This is a genomic window from Larkinella soli, assembly GCF_003703975.1.
Taxonomy (GTDB): Bacteria; Bacteroidota; Bacteroidia; order Cytophagales; family Spirosomataceae; genus Larkinella; species Larkinella soli.
Genome location: NZ_QTJY01000002.1, coordinates 495,372 through 511,608, shown reverse-complemented (window position 1 = coordinate 511,608; position 16,237 = coordinate 495,372). Strand labels below are relative to the sequence as shown.

Below are 16,237 nucleotides of genomic sequence, written 5' to 3'. Positions count from 1 at the left end.
TTTTTAATTCCCCGTTTTCAGGAAGTAGCGCACAGCTATAAAACTTTTCAACGAATCCTCCTCCTCAGCACGTGACTTTTTTCGGCTTATGAAGTCAGAAAGACAGGCACACTATGCTGAATAGCGAAGATTGTCGGAGAGTGAATTAATAGCTATGCAGATGAACAGAACAGCTACACCGGATTCAGTAACCATCCCTTCTGGAAAAAACTACCCCATCGGCAGACATCTGCATGACCGCACCGTGACCCTATCCGGCGGTTCGGAACGCCGGCGGAGCCATTCCTTCATTGTTGAGGTCTTCATTTGTTTGGCATTGCAATTAAAAAATTGGAAGGCCGGAAGACCGGCAGCTTTTTTCAGTTCATTTCTGGTCGGTTTGCTTTATGCCGCTGCGGTAGCCGGTCAGACGGCTCAGCCGAATTTATATCTTCATAAGAAGGTGAGTCATTCGCACCCCGGCCTGAATGATATCATCACTTACACGGTCGTAGTTGCCAATGACGGCCAGTCGGCTGCCGGTGGGGTCGTCGTTAAAGATGATCTGGCAGCAGGAGCCGGTTACACCGGTCATTCAATTCTGCGGGGAACCGGTTCCTTTACGTTTTCATCCGGCAGCGGAATCTGGAACATCGGAACGATTGCCGCCGGCGATTCCGCCGTTCTGGAACTGAAAGCTAAAGTAATCGAAAGGGGCGTCTGGTTCAATGCGGCAGAAATCATCGCCATGCAGGGCACCGATCCCAATTCCACGCCCAACAATCATATTCTATCCGAAGACGACATCGCACTTACCTGTTTCACGGTACCGATCCACTGGTATGCGGGCGAAGAATATACGGTAACCATACCGATCAATGTAACGGCCGTCCAGTGGACACGGAATGGTCAGACCCAGTTTGCGGCCGATCAGGCGGTGGCCAGCGGAAGTACCCTGATAATCAAGTCGCCCGGTGTTTATGCATTTACCGGAACGATGGGCAGTTGCCCCGTAGGAGGGTGCTGCCCCATTGAAGTGATCCCGGGGCCGGCGTGCGGGCTGGCGGTGAATGTCAACGCTTCTTCAACCTGTGAAGCGGGGCCGCTAAGCCTGAGTGCGTCCATTCAGAACGGCACCGGCCCTTACCAGTATGTCTGGTCGGGGCCGAACGGTTTTGCCAGTACCAGCCAGAATCCGACCATTCCCGTAGCCACAACGGCTAATGCCGGCGTTTATTCCGTTAAAGTTACCGACGCTGCCAACTGTACGACGTCGGCCGGAACGACGGTTTCCATCGGAACCCTGCCGACTGCGACCTGCAATAGTCCGGTGTGCGAAGGGAACCCCATCTTGATGTCGGCCACGGCCGGGGCGGCCTCTTACCGATGGTACGGTCCCAACGGGTTTACCAGCTCGCAGCAGAATCTGGTCATTCCGGAAGCTACCATTGCCTATGCCGGCAGTTACACGGTGGTCGTAACGGGAGCGGCCGGTTGCAGCGGAACCGCTATTACCACCCTTTCCGTTCTGCCCAAACCGGTAATCGTGGCCCAAGCCGGCAGTGCCGGCGCCTGTATCGGAGGCAGCTTCAGCCTGTCGGCAACCGCCACGGGCGCCCCCGGGCCTCTTGCTTATATCTGGAATGGTCCGAACGGGTTTTATTCTTCGGGGCAAAGCGTAACCGTCACAGGTGCTCAGACGACTCATGGCGGCAGTTACACCGTAACCGTTACCAGTCCGAATGGCTGTATTTCCAAAGCCGCCACCTCGCCTGTGATCGTCAAACCCTGCGGGTGTACACCACCTGTAGCCTCTGCGACCAGTTCAACCGTTTGTGCAGGAGCCCCTCCAGCAACCAGCCTTTCGGCGAAGATAAACTTAAGTGCTTCAGGGGGAGCTTCTTATGTGTGGAAAGGGCCGAACGGTTTTACGAGCAACCTGCAGAATCCCGAAATTTCTTTAGCCACCGCTATGCATTCCGGCAATTACACGGTGGTAGTCACCAACACAGAAGGTTGTACTGCGACGGCCACTACCAGTGTCGTGGTCGGCACCTGCCCGCCCCCGGTACAGCCCTGTAATCTGTCGGCTACGGTTTCCGCTTCTCAACCGGCGGTCTGTTCCGGCGGAAGCGTGACGCTGTCGGTAACCGCCGGGGGCACAGGAAATCTAAGCTTTCTATGGGCGGGACCCGGTTTGTCGGCTTCGAGCGGAAGCAGCGTCACCGCCGGAAATATAACCAGTGCTACTACGTATACGGTAATCGTTAGCGATAGCGGGGGTCCGAACTGCACCCTTACCCGGACGGTTACCATCGCGGTTTCCCCCCCCTTCCAGTTGTTCCTGTCCCGATGGAAGCGTTCTGCCGCCGGTGATCACCTGTGCCACGACTTCCGTCTGTCCGGGTGACGAAGTGGCCCTGCATGCGGACGGCTGCACCGGCACCGTCATCTGGTCGACCGGCTCAACGGGAACGTCCGTCCTTGTAACGCCGACGGTATCAACTACTTATACGGCTCAATGCAAAGTCGGCAACTGCCTCGGCAAGCCGTCGAAGCCCATCATTATTAAGGTTTCAAATCCACAGCCCCCGACCATTACGGCCGACTCCTATACCATTTGTGCAGGCGGGTCCGTCACGCTGACGGCCGCCGGCTGCGAAGGCAAGGTCATCTGGTCGACCGGCGTTACCGGAAATGTCATCGTCGTGTCGCCGGAAAGCCCGACCACTTACTACGCCAACTGCCGGATTCTCAACTGTCTCAGCGGGCCGTCGCAGAAGGTAACCATCCACTCCGGCCCGCTGCCGATACCTCAGATTTCGGTCAGCGACGAGGAAATCTGTCCGGGAGAAAAATCCGTTCTGACGATTTCAAATTGCAGCGGAATCCCTCAATGGTCGACCGGCCAAACCACGGCGAGTATTGACGTTTCACCTTCTCAAACCACCTCGTACACGGTGGTGTGCCGGCAGGGTACCTGCATCAGCCCGGTATCGGCTGCCCGAACCGTAACCGTTTCGAAGCCGCAGCCGCCATCCGTGGACATCAGTGCGGATACCGTCTGCCTGGGCAACCAGGTTCAGTTGACGGCGATGGGCTGTTCGGGGACCGTCTTGTGGTCCAATAATCTGCAGGGTAGCAGCATCAGTGTGGCTCCGACCGCCAACACCACCTACCGTGCCTATTGCAAAATCGGAAGCTGTCAGAGTGAACTTTCACAGCCGGTTTCCGTCGTTGTCGTCAATCCGGCGGCACCAATTATCAAAGCGTCCCGGACGCTGATCTGTGCCGGGGAAGCCGTGCAGCTGACCGCCCTCGGATGTGAAGGCGGCACGATCGTCTGGTCGAATAATATGCAGGGCAGCCTTATTACGGTCATGCCCGGTAATACCACTACCTACACGGCTTCCTGTAAAGTCCATAACTGTCTGAGCAGCGTTTCCAATGCCCTCGTGGTCAACGTCAGCAACAGCAACGCTCCGGTGCCGACATTGACGGCCTCCGCAACGGCCGTCTGCAAGGGAGAACCGGTTACCCTGACGGCCGCCGGCTGCGGGGCAGGAACGGTGGTGTGGTCGACCGGTGCGACGGGCAACAGCCTGGTCGTTTCGCCTACCAGTTCAACGGAATATCATGCCGCCTGCCGCATGAACGAGCAATGCAACGGCAACCCGGCCAAAGTGACGGTTCTGGTGAACACTCCACCAAAGCCGACCATCCGGGTCTGTAAATGCACGGAGGGAAGGATCTGCCTCGGGGATGAAATCCGCCTGACCGTCGAAGGCTGTACAGGATCGCCCCTCTGGTCGAACGGAGCCACCACCGGCAGCATTGTGGTTTCGCCTTCCATGACCACGATCTACTCAGTCGTCTGCCGGAGCGAGCAATGTTCCAGCGACCCGTCGGAATCCTATACGGTCGTAGTAGGCACGCCTGTTCCGCCTGTCGTAACGACTTCAAAAACCGAGATTACGCCGGGAGAAGCGGTGGTGCTGTCGGCCACCGGATGCGTCGGCGGGCAAATCATCTGGTCGACCGGCGCGACCGGTACCAGTATCACCGTCAATCCCACAGCTACCACCAGTTATTTCGCCCAGTGCAAAATTCACGGCTGTTTGAGTGATCCCGCCACCGTCGTCATCAAAGTAAAAGGAGATTGCCCCGGGACCGCTCCCCGGGTGTCGGCATCGGACCCCTTGGTTTGCTATGGCGGATCGGTAACGCTGACCGCCACCGGTTGTTCGGGCGGGACGGTCCTCTGGTCAAACGGTATGACCGGAACCAGCCTCGTTCTTACCAACATCACTGCCCATAAACCGTATACGGCGGTTTGCCGGCAGAGTGAGGAATGCCGGAGTGAGGCCTCCGATCCGGTAAGCGTGTCCGTAATTACGATGTATGCACCTACCATCGCAGCCTCAAAACCGGTCATCTGTCCGGGTGAAACGACCGAACTGACGGCCGTCGGCTGCCCGGGAACGGTGGTGTGGTCGACGGGCGCGACGGGAACCAGTATTGTCGTCCAGCCGGTGGCTACGACGGATTACTGGGCCACCTGTAACAAAGGGGGCTGTGTGAGCGACAAATCTCCGCTGAATACCGTTAAAGTCAGCTCGCCGGCGTCCCCGACTATTTCCGCAACCAGCGGGACGGTATGCTTCGGTGCCTCCGTAACCCTGACGGCTTCGGGCTGTGACGGCGGTTATGTGGTCTGGTCCAACAATCAGGTCGGGCCGCAGCTGATCATTTCTCCGGCCACTTCCGCCACGTATACCGCCACCTGCTGTAATTCGGCATCCTGCAAGAGTGGGAAGTCCAACGAGGTGGTAGTAAAGGTTTACCCCAAAGTGAAGCCGCCGGTGGCTCTGAACATCTCGAACGTCTGCCCCTTTGCCACCGCCGATCTTAACAGGGCTGTCGGCGGTTCAGTATCGACGACAAGCGGGGTAGTTGAGTTTTACAACGGCACCACCCCCGACCCGGCGGCAAAGGTCGCCACCCCCGGGTCGGTTCCGGCCGGTACGTATTATGTTTTCGAAAAAACGATAAACGGATGTTTCAGCCAGCCCGGGAAGGTGGTGGTTACCATCAGCAACTGCAACCAGGTGCCTCTTTGCACCACCTCTCCGGCTTCCGTTACGGCCGGCTCCGACGCCCTCATCTGTGCCGCCAAGGACTATAAACTGAACGGGGTGATCGGCGGGGCCGCCACGAGCGCCGTCTGGACGAGCAGCGGAACGGGCGTCTTTGACAATCCGGGCCTGTTGAACGCTACCTACAAACCCTCCACAGCCGATATTCAGGCCGGCTCGGTCACACTGACCCTGACGACGAACGATCCGGATGGAGCGGGGAGTTGCAAGCCGGCTTTCGCTTCCCTCAAGCTTACCATTCAGGGAATTTCGGTCAAACCTACCGTCAGTTTCGACAAAACGGTGCTCTGTCACGGCGATTCGATCGTGCTGACGGCGCAGCCGGAAGGATATAAGTACCTCTGGAATACCCAGGCAACCGGCCGGAGCCTGCTCGTGAAAACCGGAGGGGCCTACTCGGTGCAGCTTGTCGACGGGAAGGGATGTACCTCGCTGTCCTCGGACCCGGTAAGCATCACGGTCAGCGGGCCGATTGAATCGCCTGTGGCCCCCATGATGGCCCGGAATACCTGTCCGGGCCATACGGTCGACCTGACCGAATTGATTGAAAGCAGTCCGGTGACGGCGGGCGGCCGTTTCGAATTCCGAACGGGCGACAAGCCGGCTTCACCCATCGTCATCCGTCCGGATTCCGTGGGCCGGGGAGTCTTCTATGCTTTCGAACGGAGTCTCTCAGGCTGTTACAGCGCCCCGACCATGATCGACGTTTCGGTTTTCGACTGTAATACGGATACCTGCCGGACTGACATGTATGTTAAAGTTACCGCCGATAACCTGCGCCCGAAAGTCGGGGAAACCGTCACATTCACCGTTAAACTGGGCAATAAAGGACGTTGCGCGGCTACGCACAGTGATATCCGAATCATCCTGCCTTCGGGTCTGGAACTGGTATCGCCGGGAAATCTGGTGGTCGACGCGCACGGTCACCTGGGCGCCTGGATTACCATCCTGCCGGAAAATGATGAAGTTTCCTTCCACTACAAGGCGCGTCTGCTGACCAAAGGCCCGATTTCCAGTCTGGTGGAGATCACGTATCTGGACCAGGTAGACCCGGATCTTTCCAACAACAAGGCCACGGTGGTGATTCAGGACAGCACGGTGGCGAAAGCCATGGTGCTCGGGATGGCCAAGGCCTTGAAAGGGGTGGAACAGAAGGAAGAGACCCTGTATGAATTTTCCTACGAAATCAATGTGACCAATTACAGCGACCGGGATGCCCGACGGGTCCAGGTGAATGACGATGTTCAGTCGGTATTCGATCCGCATGTGATCGAGTCGGTGCAGGTGATGCCGGAGCATCCTGCCCTGATCAGGGTAAACTCTGCATACACCGGCCGGGTAGGGCACAGCCAACTGCTGGATACGGCCAGTGTGGTGAAAGCCGGAACTACGGAGCGTATCGTGCTGAAGGTCCAGGTCCGGCTGCATCCGGATGGAAGTCTGACCAAAACCTTTATGAATCAGGCTTATCTGGTGGCCAAACTGGATACGCTGACGCTGGAAGACCAGTCTACGAACGGTAAAAAGGCTGATCCCGACAACGACGGGAATCCCAATAACAACAGCGAGCCGACGCCGGCCCGCTTCGACTCACCACCGGCGTCGCAGATCGGGGTAGCTCTGGCCGTAGCCGGCGTTGAGCAACGGGTCGACAGCAGCTATAATGTGACGTATCAGGTTACGGTCAAAAATTACGGGAACACCCCACTGAAAAACGTGCAGTTGTCCGACAGCCTCATCGCGGCCTTTCACACACCAACCCAGTTTACCGTAGTAAGTCCGCCGTCCGTTGGAACAAACAGCACGCTGAAACCGAATGCCGGATATGACGGGCATGGAGTTGCCGCCCTGCTCGACAGTACGGTCAGCAGCTTGCCGGTGGGCGCCCAGGATACCGTCCGGATCACGGTCAATATCAAGCCCAACGGAAAAATGGGACCATTCTACACGCAGGTAGTCGGGGAGGGAAAATACGGCGATACACTGGTTACCGACCTATCCAACAACGGCTTCAATCCGCATCCGGTAGGCAGCATTCCGACCGGCCTGCGGTTCGACCTGCCGCCCTCCCTGCTGGGGGTTGCGAAGGCGGTAGAAAAGCTGGAAGATCTGGGTAACGGGGCTTACCAGATTACCTACCGGATCCGGTTGAAGAATATGGGTGGGGACGAACTTCGCAAGGTGAAAGTGATCGATGACCTCGGGAAAGCCTTTGGCCAGGAGGTTCTGATCGGCCCCGGTAAACCGAAAATAACGGCCGACGCCGGCCTGACGGTCGATACGACCTACACCGGCCAGGGCATGCTGACAAACCTGCTGGTCGATTCCCTGAGCACTCTGCCGGGCGGAACCAGCCGCAACATTACCCTGACCGTCCGGGTCGACGTTCGCAACAGCCGCACCCGGCGTTTCGACAATACCGCCGTTGCCGGTGCCTTGCTTCAAGGAGGGGCCATGGTCGCCGATACCTCGACCGCCGGGTCCAATCCCGACCCCGACAACGATCTTGACCCGCGAAACAACAGCGTTCCGACGATGGTGACCCTGCCGGGCCTGTCGGCCGAACCGAAAATCGGGGCAGCGCTGGCCGTCCGGGATACCACCCTCCAGCCGGATGGTACGTATAAGGTTGGTTATCAGGTAATCGTTCGAAACTATTCCGGCATCGACCTTACATCGGTCCAGTTGCAGAAACGGCTTTCCGAAGTATTCAATACCACAAGCGGGGCTTCCTTCACCGTCACGCATCCCATCCGGGTTTCGGCAGGTACACAACTGCTTGTCAACGAGCAGTTTGACGGAGAGGCCCAGCCCGGTCTCCTGAAATCCGGCAGCAAACTGCCTGCCGGGCGAAGCGACACCCTTCTGGTGGAGGTTCGGGTGCGGACCGACGGACGGTCCGCACCCTACCTGAGCCGTGTCTATGCCACCGCACTGGCCGGATCGGATACGGTCACCGATCTGTCGACCGACGGTTTTAACCCAGATATCAACGGCAACAACGATCCGACCGAGGAATTCGAGAAAGTGCCCACCCCGCTGCTGCTGAAAGGAAGTGCGGAAGAACTCATCATTCCCGAAGGCTTCTCTCCAAACGGTGACCATATCAACGACCAGTTCGTCATCCGGAACACGGGTGGAGCCAAAGTCATCCTGGAAGTTTTCAACCGGTGGGGTCATGCCGTGTACCGCAGTGAGGACTACCGGAACGACTGGGACGGCACGACCAATACCGGTCTTCGGGTCGGGTCAGCGTCGAAAGGGGTGCCGGATGGGACCTATTTCTACGTCATCCGGTTGAGTGACGGGCGCCGGTTCATCAGATTCATGACTATCAATCGCTAATAACTTTAAGACCATGAAAGGAAGCATTTTATCTCAATGCGGGAGGACGGCCCTCTTCCTGGCGTTCCTCGCGGGCAGCCGGCCCGCCCTGGCCCAGCAGGACCATATGTTTTCGCAGTATATGTTCAATATGATGGCGCTGAATCCGGCCTACGCCGGCAGCCGGGATGTGCTGAGCATGACCGCCATGTATCGGAACCAATGGGGAGGGGTAGAGGGCGCACCCCAAACGACGACGTTTACGCTGGATATGCCGGTCAACCGGGAGCGCGTAGGGCTGGGTCTGCAACTGTTCAACGACCGGATCGGCGAATACAATACGACGGGGGCTTATGCTTCCTATGCGTTTAGGATTCGGGTGGGAGACCGAACCACCCTCGCGCTGGGGCTTCAGGCCGGGGCAAGCAGTTTCCGGGCCGATCTGGCGAGCGTCCGGACCGATCAGGGCGGTGACCCGGCGTTTGCCCAGAATATTTCCAAAATCCTGCCCAATTTTGGAACCGGCATTTACATCAGCAATGATCGTACTTATTTCGGGCTGTCGGTTCCCCAACTGGTGAAAAACCGGCTGACCGATTACGATTCGGGCGTCCAGCGCGCCCGGCAGCGTCGCCATCTCTATGCCATGGGCGGATTTGTGGTTGGCCTTAGCCCGACACTAAAATTGAAGCCGTCGGCCCTGGTGAAATATGTCGAAGGGTCTCCGCTGGGCATCGACGGCAACGTCAATTTCTGGCTCGCCGACCGGCTTTCTCTGGGCGTTTCGTACCGGCGCAACCAGTTCAACAGCTACGAGAGTGCCCGGGTGAATGGGGAAGTATACAATCAGGACGCCATCGTCGGCATCGTGGAAGTGCAGATTTCGGAGCAACTGCGGCTGGGGTATGCCTATGACAAGATGCTGAACAACCTGAAACTGTTCCGGCTGCCCTCCCACGAGTTTATGATCCGCTACGAACTCGGCTTCGGGAAAAACAAGATCCTGACACCCCGGTATTTCTGAGGCTTCGAACGGAAAACCCTACCGTATGCTCCGACTCTACGTTTCCTGGTGCCTTCTGTTTTGGCTTTTCGGCTCCGTCAGGGCTCAGTCGGTGCTCAGGCAGGCTGACCATGAATTTGATAATCTGGCCTACGCCCAGGCGGTCGAATTATACGAACAGGTGCTGAACCGGACGATCCTGTCGGAGGAAGCGCAGCGGCCCATCCTGAAAAAACTGGCCTTCAGCTACCGCCAGTTACACGACTCCCGGAATGCGGAGCGGGTGTACGAGAAATTGATCCGTGGACTGAAAGAACCGACGACGGACTTCCTGCCCTGCTACCTGTATTATGCTCAGGCCCTCGCCGGGAACGGAAAGTACCGGGACGCTCAGGAAATCTATCGTCTTTATGACCGGTATCGGCCGGAAGACCCCCGGGGAAAACACTTTTCGAATCTGTACAGTGACCTCAGCGTATTGACACGCGATGCCGGAAATTACCGGATCGAGTTTCTTGGAATCAATACCAACCGGGCGGAATTCAGCCCCACCTATTACCGGGACGGCCTGGTATTCGTGACCAACCGCCGTCAGGGTAATGCCCTGAAACGGGTTTTCCAGTGGGATCACACCGCCTTCCTCGATCTGTATTATCTGCCTGAACCGCCGGTTTTGAAAGACCCTGTGGCCTCCCTGAGCGGAGAAGCGGCCACCCGCCGGAAAACAGCCGGAAGAACCCCCCGGAGACTCGGAGAGGATGAGAACACCGGACCGACTGCCAATGATTCTCCGACGGTCGGATTCAGGCCTGACTTATCCGGTCCTCTGCCCGAATCATCCGGGACGGACATCGGCCCCACCCGGCGCTTTTCCCCGGCATTGAATACAAAGTACCATGAAGGGCCGGCCGCTTTTACCAAAGATGGATCCTGGGTCTTTTTTACGAGAAATAACTACTTCAGGGGCCGGTATGGCGTCAGTGCCGAAGGAGTCAACAAATTGAAAATCTATTCGGCCGAAAATCGGCGCGGTGCCTGGCTGAACCTGCAGGAACTGCCCTTCAACAGCGATGCGTATTCAACCGGCCACCCTGCCCTGAGCCCCAACGACCGGCTGCTGTATTTCGCTTCCGACCGTCCGGGCGGTTTTGGCGGAACCGACCTGTACGTTTCCCGGCTTGTCGACGGCAAGTGGACCGATCCGGTCAATCTCGGTAGTTCGATCAATTCCGTGGGAAATGAATTGTTTCCATTCGTCGATGACCGGGGCAACCTGTATTTTTCTTCGGACGGCCACCCCGGACTCGGTGGGCTGGACCTTTTTTATGCCCAGTTGACCGAGGGAACCGGCGTCCGGTCGGTTCGGAATCTGGGAGAGCCCTTCAACTCATCCCAGGACGATTTCGGTATGCTTACCGACGGCGGGCGAATCCACGGCTTTTTCTGCAGCAACCGGTCGCAGGGAGGGAACGACGACGACATTTACCGCTTTCAACGGGTTAGCCCATTGTATCCCTGCCGGGAACTGACGGTACGTGTGGTCGACGCCGAATCGGGAAAACCGCTTGTAAACGCCCGGGTCGAGGTGGAACAAAAAGAGGTCCCGGATCAGAAAAACACCCGGCAAACCGACAAGGAAGGCAATGTCCGGCTCTGCCTTGACCCGGAAAGTGACTTCCGTTTCGATACGTTTCTGGAGGGCTATCAGCCCGGACGGGTAAGATTTTCAACCAAAGGGCTGTCCGACGACCTGCCCCTGCTTCTGGAAATACCAATGCACGTACCCCTGAAAAAGAAGGCCAGGATTCAGGGCCGGATTCTGTCGCAAACCGGCCGCCTGCCTCTGGACAGTGTCCGGGTCGTCATCCGGAGCGAATGTGACAGTACCGTGCTGGAAACCTTCACCGGGGCCGACGGCACCTATGCCTTTTTTGTCGACCCGGGCTGCCATTATTTCGTGGAAGCCTTTCGGGATTGTATGGGGACGGCCGGAGCCGGCGTCCGGGCCGGTTCGGATACGGCCGCCGATGTAACCATGTTTACGGAAGGGGACATCCTCCGGATCGAAAACATTCATTATGACCTCAACCGGTGGATGATTCGGGCGGATGCGGCCGCCGAGCTGGATAAACTGGCCGCGCTGATGAAGCGGTACCCGACCATGAAAATAGAATTAAGGTCGCATACCGACAGCCGGGCTCCGGCCGGTTACAATCAGGTCCTGTCGGAACGACGGGCCGGGTCGGCGGCAGCTTACCTTCGAAAGAAAGGCATTTCCGCCGGGCGTGTCACGGCCAAAGGGTACGGAGAAAGCAATCCGTTGAACTCCTGCCGCGACGGCGTTCCGTGTTCGGAGGCCGCCCACCAGTATAACCGGCGGACGGAAATTAAAATTTTACGGGTTGATTAGTCCTGGTTAACTTTACTACCTTCGTAGGCCTGATTTCAACTTAACCTTCCTGAATGATTCGATCCTTCGTCCGGACTTTTGCGATTGCTTCCATTCTGCTGATTGCCGGAGGTCAGCAGGTGTCTGCACAGCGGGAAGTCCTGTATTCCCAGTATATGATCAACCCGCTGACCATCAATCCGGCCTATGCCGGCAGCCGTGACGTGCTGAGTATGACGGCGGTTTTTCGGCGCAAGTGGTTCTCGGTTCCCGGTGCCCCGGTTACCCAGACTTTCGGGGCCGACGGCGCGCTCCCGGGCGGGAAAGTCGGTCTGGGGCTGCTGGCTCTGAACGATCGGATGGGGCTCTATTCGGCCACCGGGATCTCCGGGGCAATTGCGTACCGGTTCAATGTTACCGCCCTTTCCAAACTGTCCATCGGGGCCTCGGGAGGAATCAATGTTCTTCCGATCTATGATCCGTCCACCTCGGCCGGCATCAACAAAGTGCTCCCCAGTTTCGGGCTTGGCATTTATTACCAGGCGGACCGGTTCTGGGCCGGAATATCGAAGCCGGAACTCGTCAGCCGGCCGCTGGCTCTGGCGGTTTCCCAGGCGGCTCCCCTTACCTACCAGCGCCCGCTCTTCGTGAATCTGGGGGGGCGGTTCGACGCCGGGGAAAGCATCGTCTTTCTGCCGTCGATCCTGCTGACCCAGCAGAATGATCTTCCGCTTGGTATCGACCTGAACGCCAAAGCCTGGCTGGAACAGAAACTTGGCCTGGGCATTTCGTACCGGGCCAACAACAGCACCCTCATCAGTACGCAGAATTATGTGGTGCTGATGGCTGAATATCAGCTGGCGAACACCATCCGGGTGGGGTATTCCTTCAGCAGCCAGACGATCGAATACCCGTATTTCCCGCAGAAAAGCGTTCATGAAATCATTTTCCGCTTCACGCCCAGCCCGATCAATTTTCTGTACCAGTAAATCAGCGGCCCCCCAAGCTCTACGCCATGAAAGTTTCCGGTTTCAGCTTCATCCGAAATGCGGTTCTGTATGACTACCCGATCGTGGAGGCCATCCGGTCCATCCTGCCGATCTGTGATGAGTTCGTCGTGGCGGTCGGGAAGTCGGAAGACGATACGCTGAACCTGATCCGGGGCATCGATTCACCGAAAATCCGGATTCTGGAAACGGTCTGGGACGATACGCTGCGCGAGGGGGGACGGGTGCTGGCCGTCGAGACGGACAAGGCGCTGGCGGCCGTTTCACCGGATACAGATTGGGCGTTTTACATACAGGGCGACGAGGTGCTGCATGAAAAGTACCTTCCGGTGGTTCGGGCCGCCATGGAACAGCACCAGGACGACCGGCGGGTGGAGGGCCTGTTACTGAAGTACCTTCATTTTTACGGTTCCTACCGATACGTCGGGGATTCCCGGCGGTGGTATCGCCGGGAAATCCGGGTGGTCCGGAACACCGGGAACGTCGCTTCCTACCGGGATGCCCAGGGTTTCCGGACCCGCGACAACCGCAAGCTGAACGTGCGGCTGATCGCGGCCACGATGTATCACTACGGCTGGGTAAAACCGCCGGAAAAGCAGGTCCGCAAACTGGGCAATTTCGGCCGTTACTGGCATAGCGACGAACACATGGACCGCCTGCGCCAGGAACTGACCGACTTTGACTACAGCACGGTCGACTCGCTGGCCCTGTTTGACGGGACGCATCCGGCCGTCATGCAGCCGCGCATCGGGCGCATGGACTGGCAATTCGACTTCGACATCCGGCAGAAAAGGCTTTCCCCAAAAAACCGGGTCCTGAAGGTGATCGAGAACCTGACCGGCCGGCGCATCGGAGAATACCGGAACTACCGGCTGATCTGACCGGCTCCCGCGGTTTTGGTTTTCTGATGCCGCCGGGCTTTGTCTTTCTGATGGTCGATCATCTTTTCTTCATGCCGCTCCTCCGCTTCCTCGATGGAGTGGGAGGCCGTAATGTTGTCGTCCTTTCTGGCCTTCTGCACCAGAATCTGGAAATAACGGTGCAGCGCGATAAGCTCTTCCTCGGATAAGTCTTCAATGTTGAGCAGGCGGTTGCTGGCACCGTCCTGGGAGGCCAGCAACTCATTCAGTTTCAGCTGAATCGCCATCGAGTCTTTATTCTGGCTCTTCTGAATGAGAAAAACCATCAGGAAGGTGATAATGGTCGTACCGGTATTGATCACCAGCTGCCAGGTGTCGGAGTAGTGAAAAATAGGCCCGCAGGCCAGCCATACAATGACCGTAAGTAAGGCAATGAAAAAGGCGGTTGAACTTCCGGCCAGTTTGGTGACTTTATTGGCGAATCGTTCAAAAGCGGAGGCAAATGAATTCTCTTTCATAGCTGAGGGATCCTCATCAGGTTTGTATTCCTAAAACTTTCATTGATCCTAAATTGCACCCCTTCCCCGACTTTCCTATTAAATGGGAATTAAATCTCATCTATGAACCAAAATAATTTCGGGCTTGTACTGTGGATATGGCAAAGTCTTCAAAACCAGCTAATCCATCTGAAAATAATACTGAAAAAACACTGAACTGGCGCGACCGGCTAAGCGCCCTTTCCAACCTGCCGGCCTTCTTCAGGATGGTCTGGCAGGCTTCTCCGGGTTTGTTTATCGGCAACGCTCTCGTAAGACTGGTCCGGGCCGCCATACCGGCCCTTACGCTTTATATCGGGAAACTGGTGATCGACGAAGTCGTGCGGCTGGCCACCGGCCGGCCGGCCGGTGCCGAAGCCGATACGAACTACCTGTGGTTGCTGGTAGGAGCCGAATTCGCCCTGGCGATTCTTTCGACCGCGCTGGGGCGGCTGACCAGCCTCCTCGACGGCCTCCTGGGCGATCTTGTCACGAACCGGACGTCCGTCCGGCTGATGGAACATGCGGCCACCCTCGACCTCGAACAGTTTGAGGACGCCACCTTTTACGACAAGCTCGAACGGGCGCGCCGACAGACCACCGGCCGGTCCTTTCTGCTTTCCGGGGTGTTCAATCAGGCACAGGAAATCATCTCGATCGGGTTCCTTGCGGCCGGTCTGGCAGTATTCAACCCCTGGCTTCTGGTCCTGTTACTGCTGGCCGTCACGCCCGCCTTCATCGGCGACAATTACTTCAACCAGCAAAGCTATTCCCTCTCCCGAAGCTGGACCCCCGAACGGCGTGAGCTGGACTACCTGAGGTTCGTCGGCGCATCGGACGAAACGGCCAAGGAGGTGAAAATCTTCGGGTTGTCGGATTTTCTGGTCGATCGCTTCCGGACGCTTTCGTGGCAATATTACCTGAAAAACCGGGCACTCTCGATCCGGCGGGCCGGCTGGGGAACGGTTCTGACGGCGGTCGGTACGGCCGGTTATTACGGCGCCTACCTCTGGATCGTGGCCCGCGCCATCAGCGGTTCCATCTCCATCGGGGATCTTACCTTTCTGGCCGGTTCCTTCCGGCAGCTGCGGGCCTCGATGGAGGGCATCCTTCTCCAGTTCAGCAGCCTGACCCAGGAAGCCGTTTATCTTCAGGATTTGTTCGATTTTTTCCAGATCCGGCCTCTCATTCACTCTCCGACAAAGCCGTTGCGGTTTCCTGAAAAAATCCGGCAGGGCTTCGTCTTTGAGGATGTCGGTTTCAAATACACCAACAGCCATCGCTGGGCGCTTCGCAACCTGAGTTTTACCCTCGCTCCCGGCGAAAAGCTGGCGTTGGTGGGTGAGAACGGGGCCGGCAAAACCACCCTGGTCAAGCTGCTGGCGCGGCTGTATGACCCGACGGAGGGGCGTATCCTGCTCGACGGTCACGACCTGAGAGATTACGACCTTCTCGATCTGCGTCGGAACGTGAGTGTGATCTTTCAGGATTATGTCCGGTTCAAGATGTCCGCCGGTATCAACATCGCCGTCGGGGACATCGATGAGCGGACCAATCAGCCCCGGATCGTGACCTCGGCGGAACGCAGTCTGGCCGATTCCGTCATCGCCAAGCTGGAAGGCGGCTATGAGCAGCAGTTGGGCCGAAGTTTCGGAAAGGGCGTGGAGTTGTCGGGGGGGGAGTGGCAGAAAGTGGCGCTGGCCCGGGCCTATATGCGCGACGCGCAGGTGCTCATCCTCGACGAACCGACGGCTGCGCTGGACGCCCGGGCCGAATACGAAGTCTTTCAGCGGTTTGCCCGTCTGACGGAAGGAAAAACGTCGGTGATCATCTCCCACCGGTTCTCGACGGTTCGGATGGCTGACCGGATTCTGGTGCTGGAAGGTGGTAACCTGCTCGAAATCGGCAGCCACAGCGAGCTGCTCGAAAAGGACGGCCGGTATGCCGAACTGTTTCAGTTGCAGGCCCGGGGCTATCAGTAAG

At 57.6% G+C, this 16,237-nt stretch carries 8 protein-coding genes; 7 read left to right on the top strand and 1 reads right to left on the bottom strand.

Translation table 11 applies throughout. From position 1 onward, the window contains the following. The first annotated feature begins 154 nt into the window (after positions 1-154). From DX909_RS08360 to DX909_RS08335, 6 genes are read left to right on the top strand one after another with little or no spacing between them, the layout of a single operon-like run. Positions 155-2,389, top strand: coding sequence for a DUF11 domain-containing protein (locus DX909_RS08360; protein WP_128544692.1), 2,235 nt, complete (start codon positions 155-157; stop codon positions 2,387-2,389). After that, a complete protein-coding gene (locus tag DX909_RS08355; RefSeq protein ID WP_128544691.1) occupies positions 2,352-8,480 on the top strand; it encodes a T9SS type B sorting domain-containing protein in 6,129 nt (2,042 codons plus the stop codon). The genes DX909_RS08360 and DX909_RS08355 overlap by 38 nt, the downstream gene beginning before the upstream one ends. A 13-nt stretch (positions 8,481-8,493) precedes the next feature. Beyond that, positions 8,494-9,483 (top strand): PorP/SprF family type IX secretion system membrane protein, encoded by a 990-nt coding sequence (locus DX909_RS08350; RefSeq protein ID WP_128544690.1) that lies wholly within the window; start codon positions 8,494-8,496, stop codon positions 9,481-9,483. Positions 9,484-9,508: 25 nt separating this feature from the next. Further along, positions 9,509-11,872, top strand: a complete 2,364-nt coding sequence (locus DX909_RS08345) for an OmpA family protein (RefSeq protein WP_128544689.1) — start codon at positions 9,509-9,511, stop codon at positions 11,870-11,872. A 53-nt stretch (positions 11,873-11,925) separates the two neighbouring features. After that, positions 11,926-12,840: a PorP/SprF family type IX secretion system membrane protein gene (locus DX909_RS08340; protein ID WP_128544688.1), complete on the top strand. Its 915-nt coding sequence runs from the start codon at positions 11,926-11,928 to the stop codon at positions 12,838-12,840. A 26-nt stretch (positions 12,841-12,866) separates the two neighbouring features. Then, on the top strand, positions 12,867-13,739 hold the full coding sequence (locus tag DX909_RS08335; RefSeq protein ID WP_128544687.1) for a glycosyltransferase family protein: 873 nt from the start codon (positions 12,867-12,869) through the stop codon (positions 13,737-13,739). On the opposite strand, the gene DX909_RS08330 is transcribed toward DX909_RS08335, so the two are convergent. Beyond that, on the bottom strand, positions 13,724-14,236 hold the full coding sequence (locus DX909_RS08330) for a low affinity iron permease family protein (RefSeq protein ID WP_128544686.1): 513 nt from the start codon (positions 14,234-14,236) through the stop codon (positions 13,724-13,726). The two genes, DX909_RS08335 and DX909_RS08330, sit on opposite strands and share 16 nt — an antisense overlap. Before the next feature lie 137 nt (positions 14,237-14,373). Between DX909_RS08330 and DX909_RS08325 the strand changes: the two genes are divergently transcribed. Next, positions 14,374-16,236 carry an ABC transporter ATP-binding protein gene (locus tag DX909_RS08325; RefSeq protein WP_128544685.1) on the top strand — a complete coding sequence of 621 codons (1,863 nt, stop codon included), beginning with the start codon at positions 14,374-14,376 and terminating at the stop codon, positions 16,234-16,236. Position 16,237 lies beyond the last annotated feature (1 nt).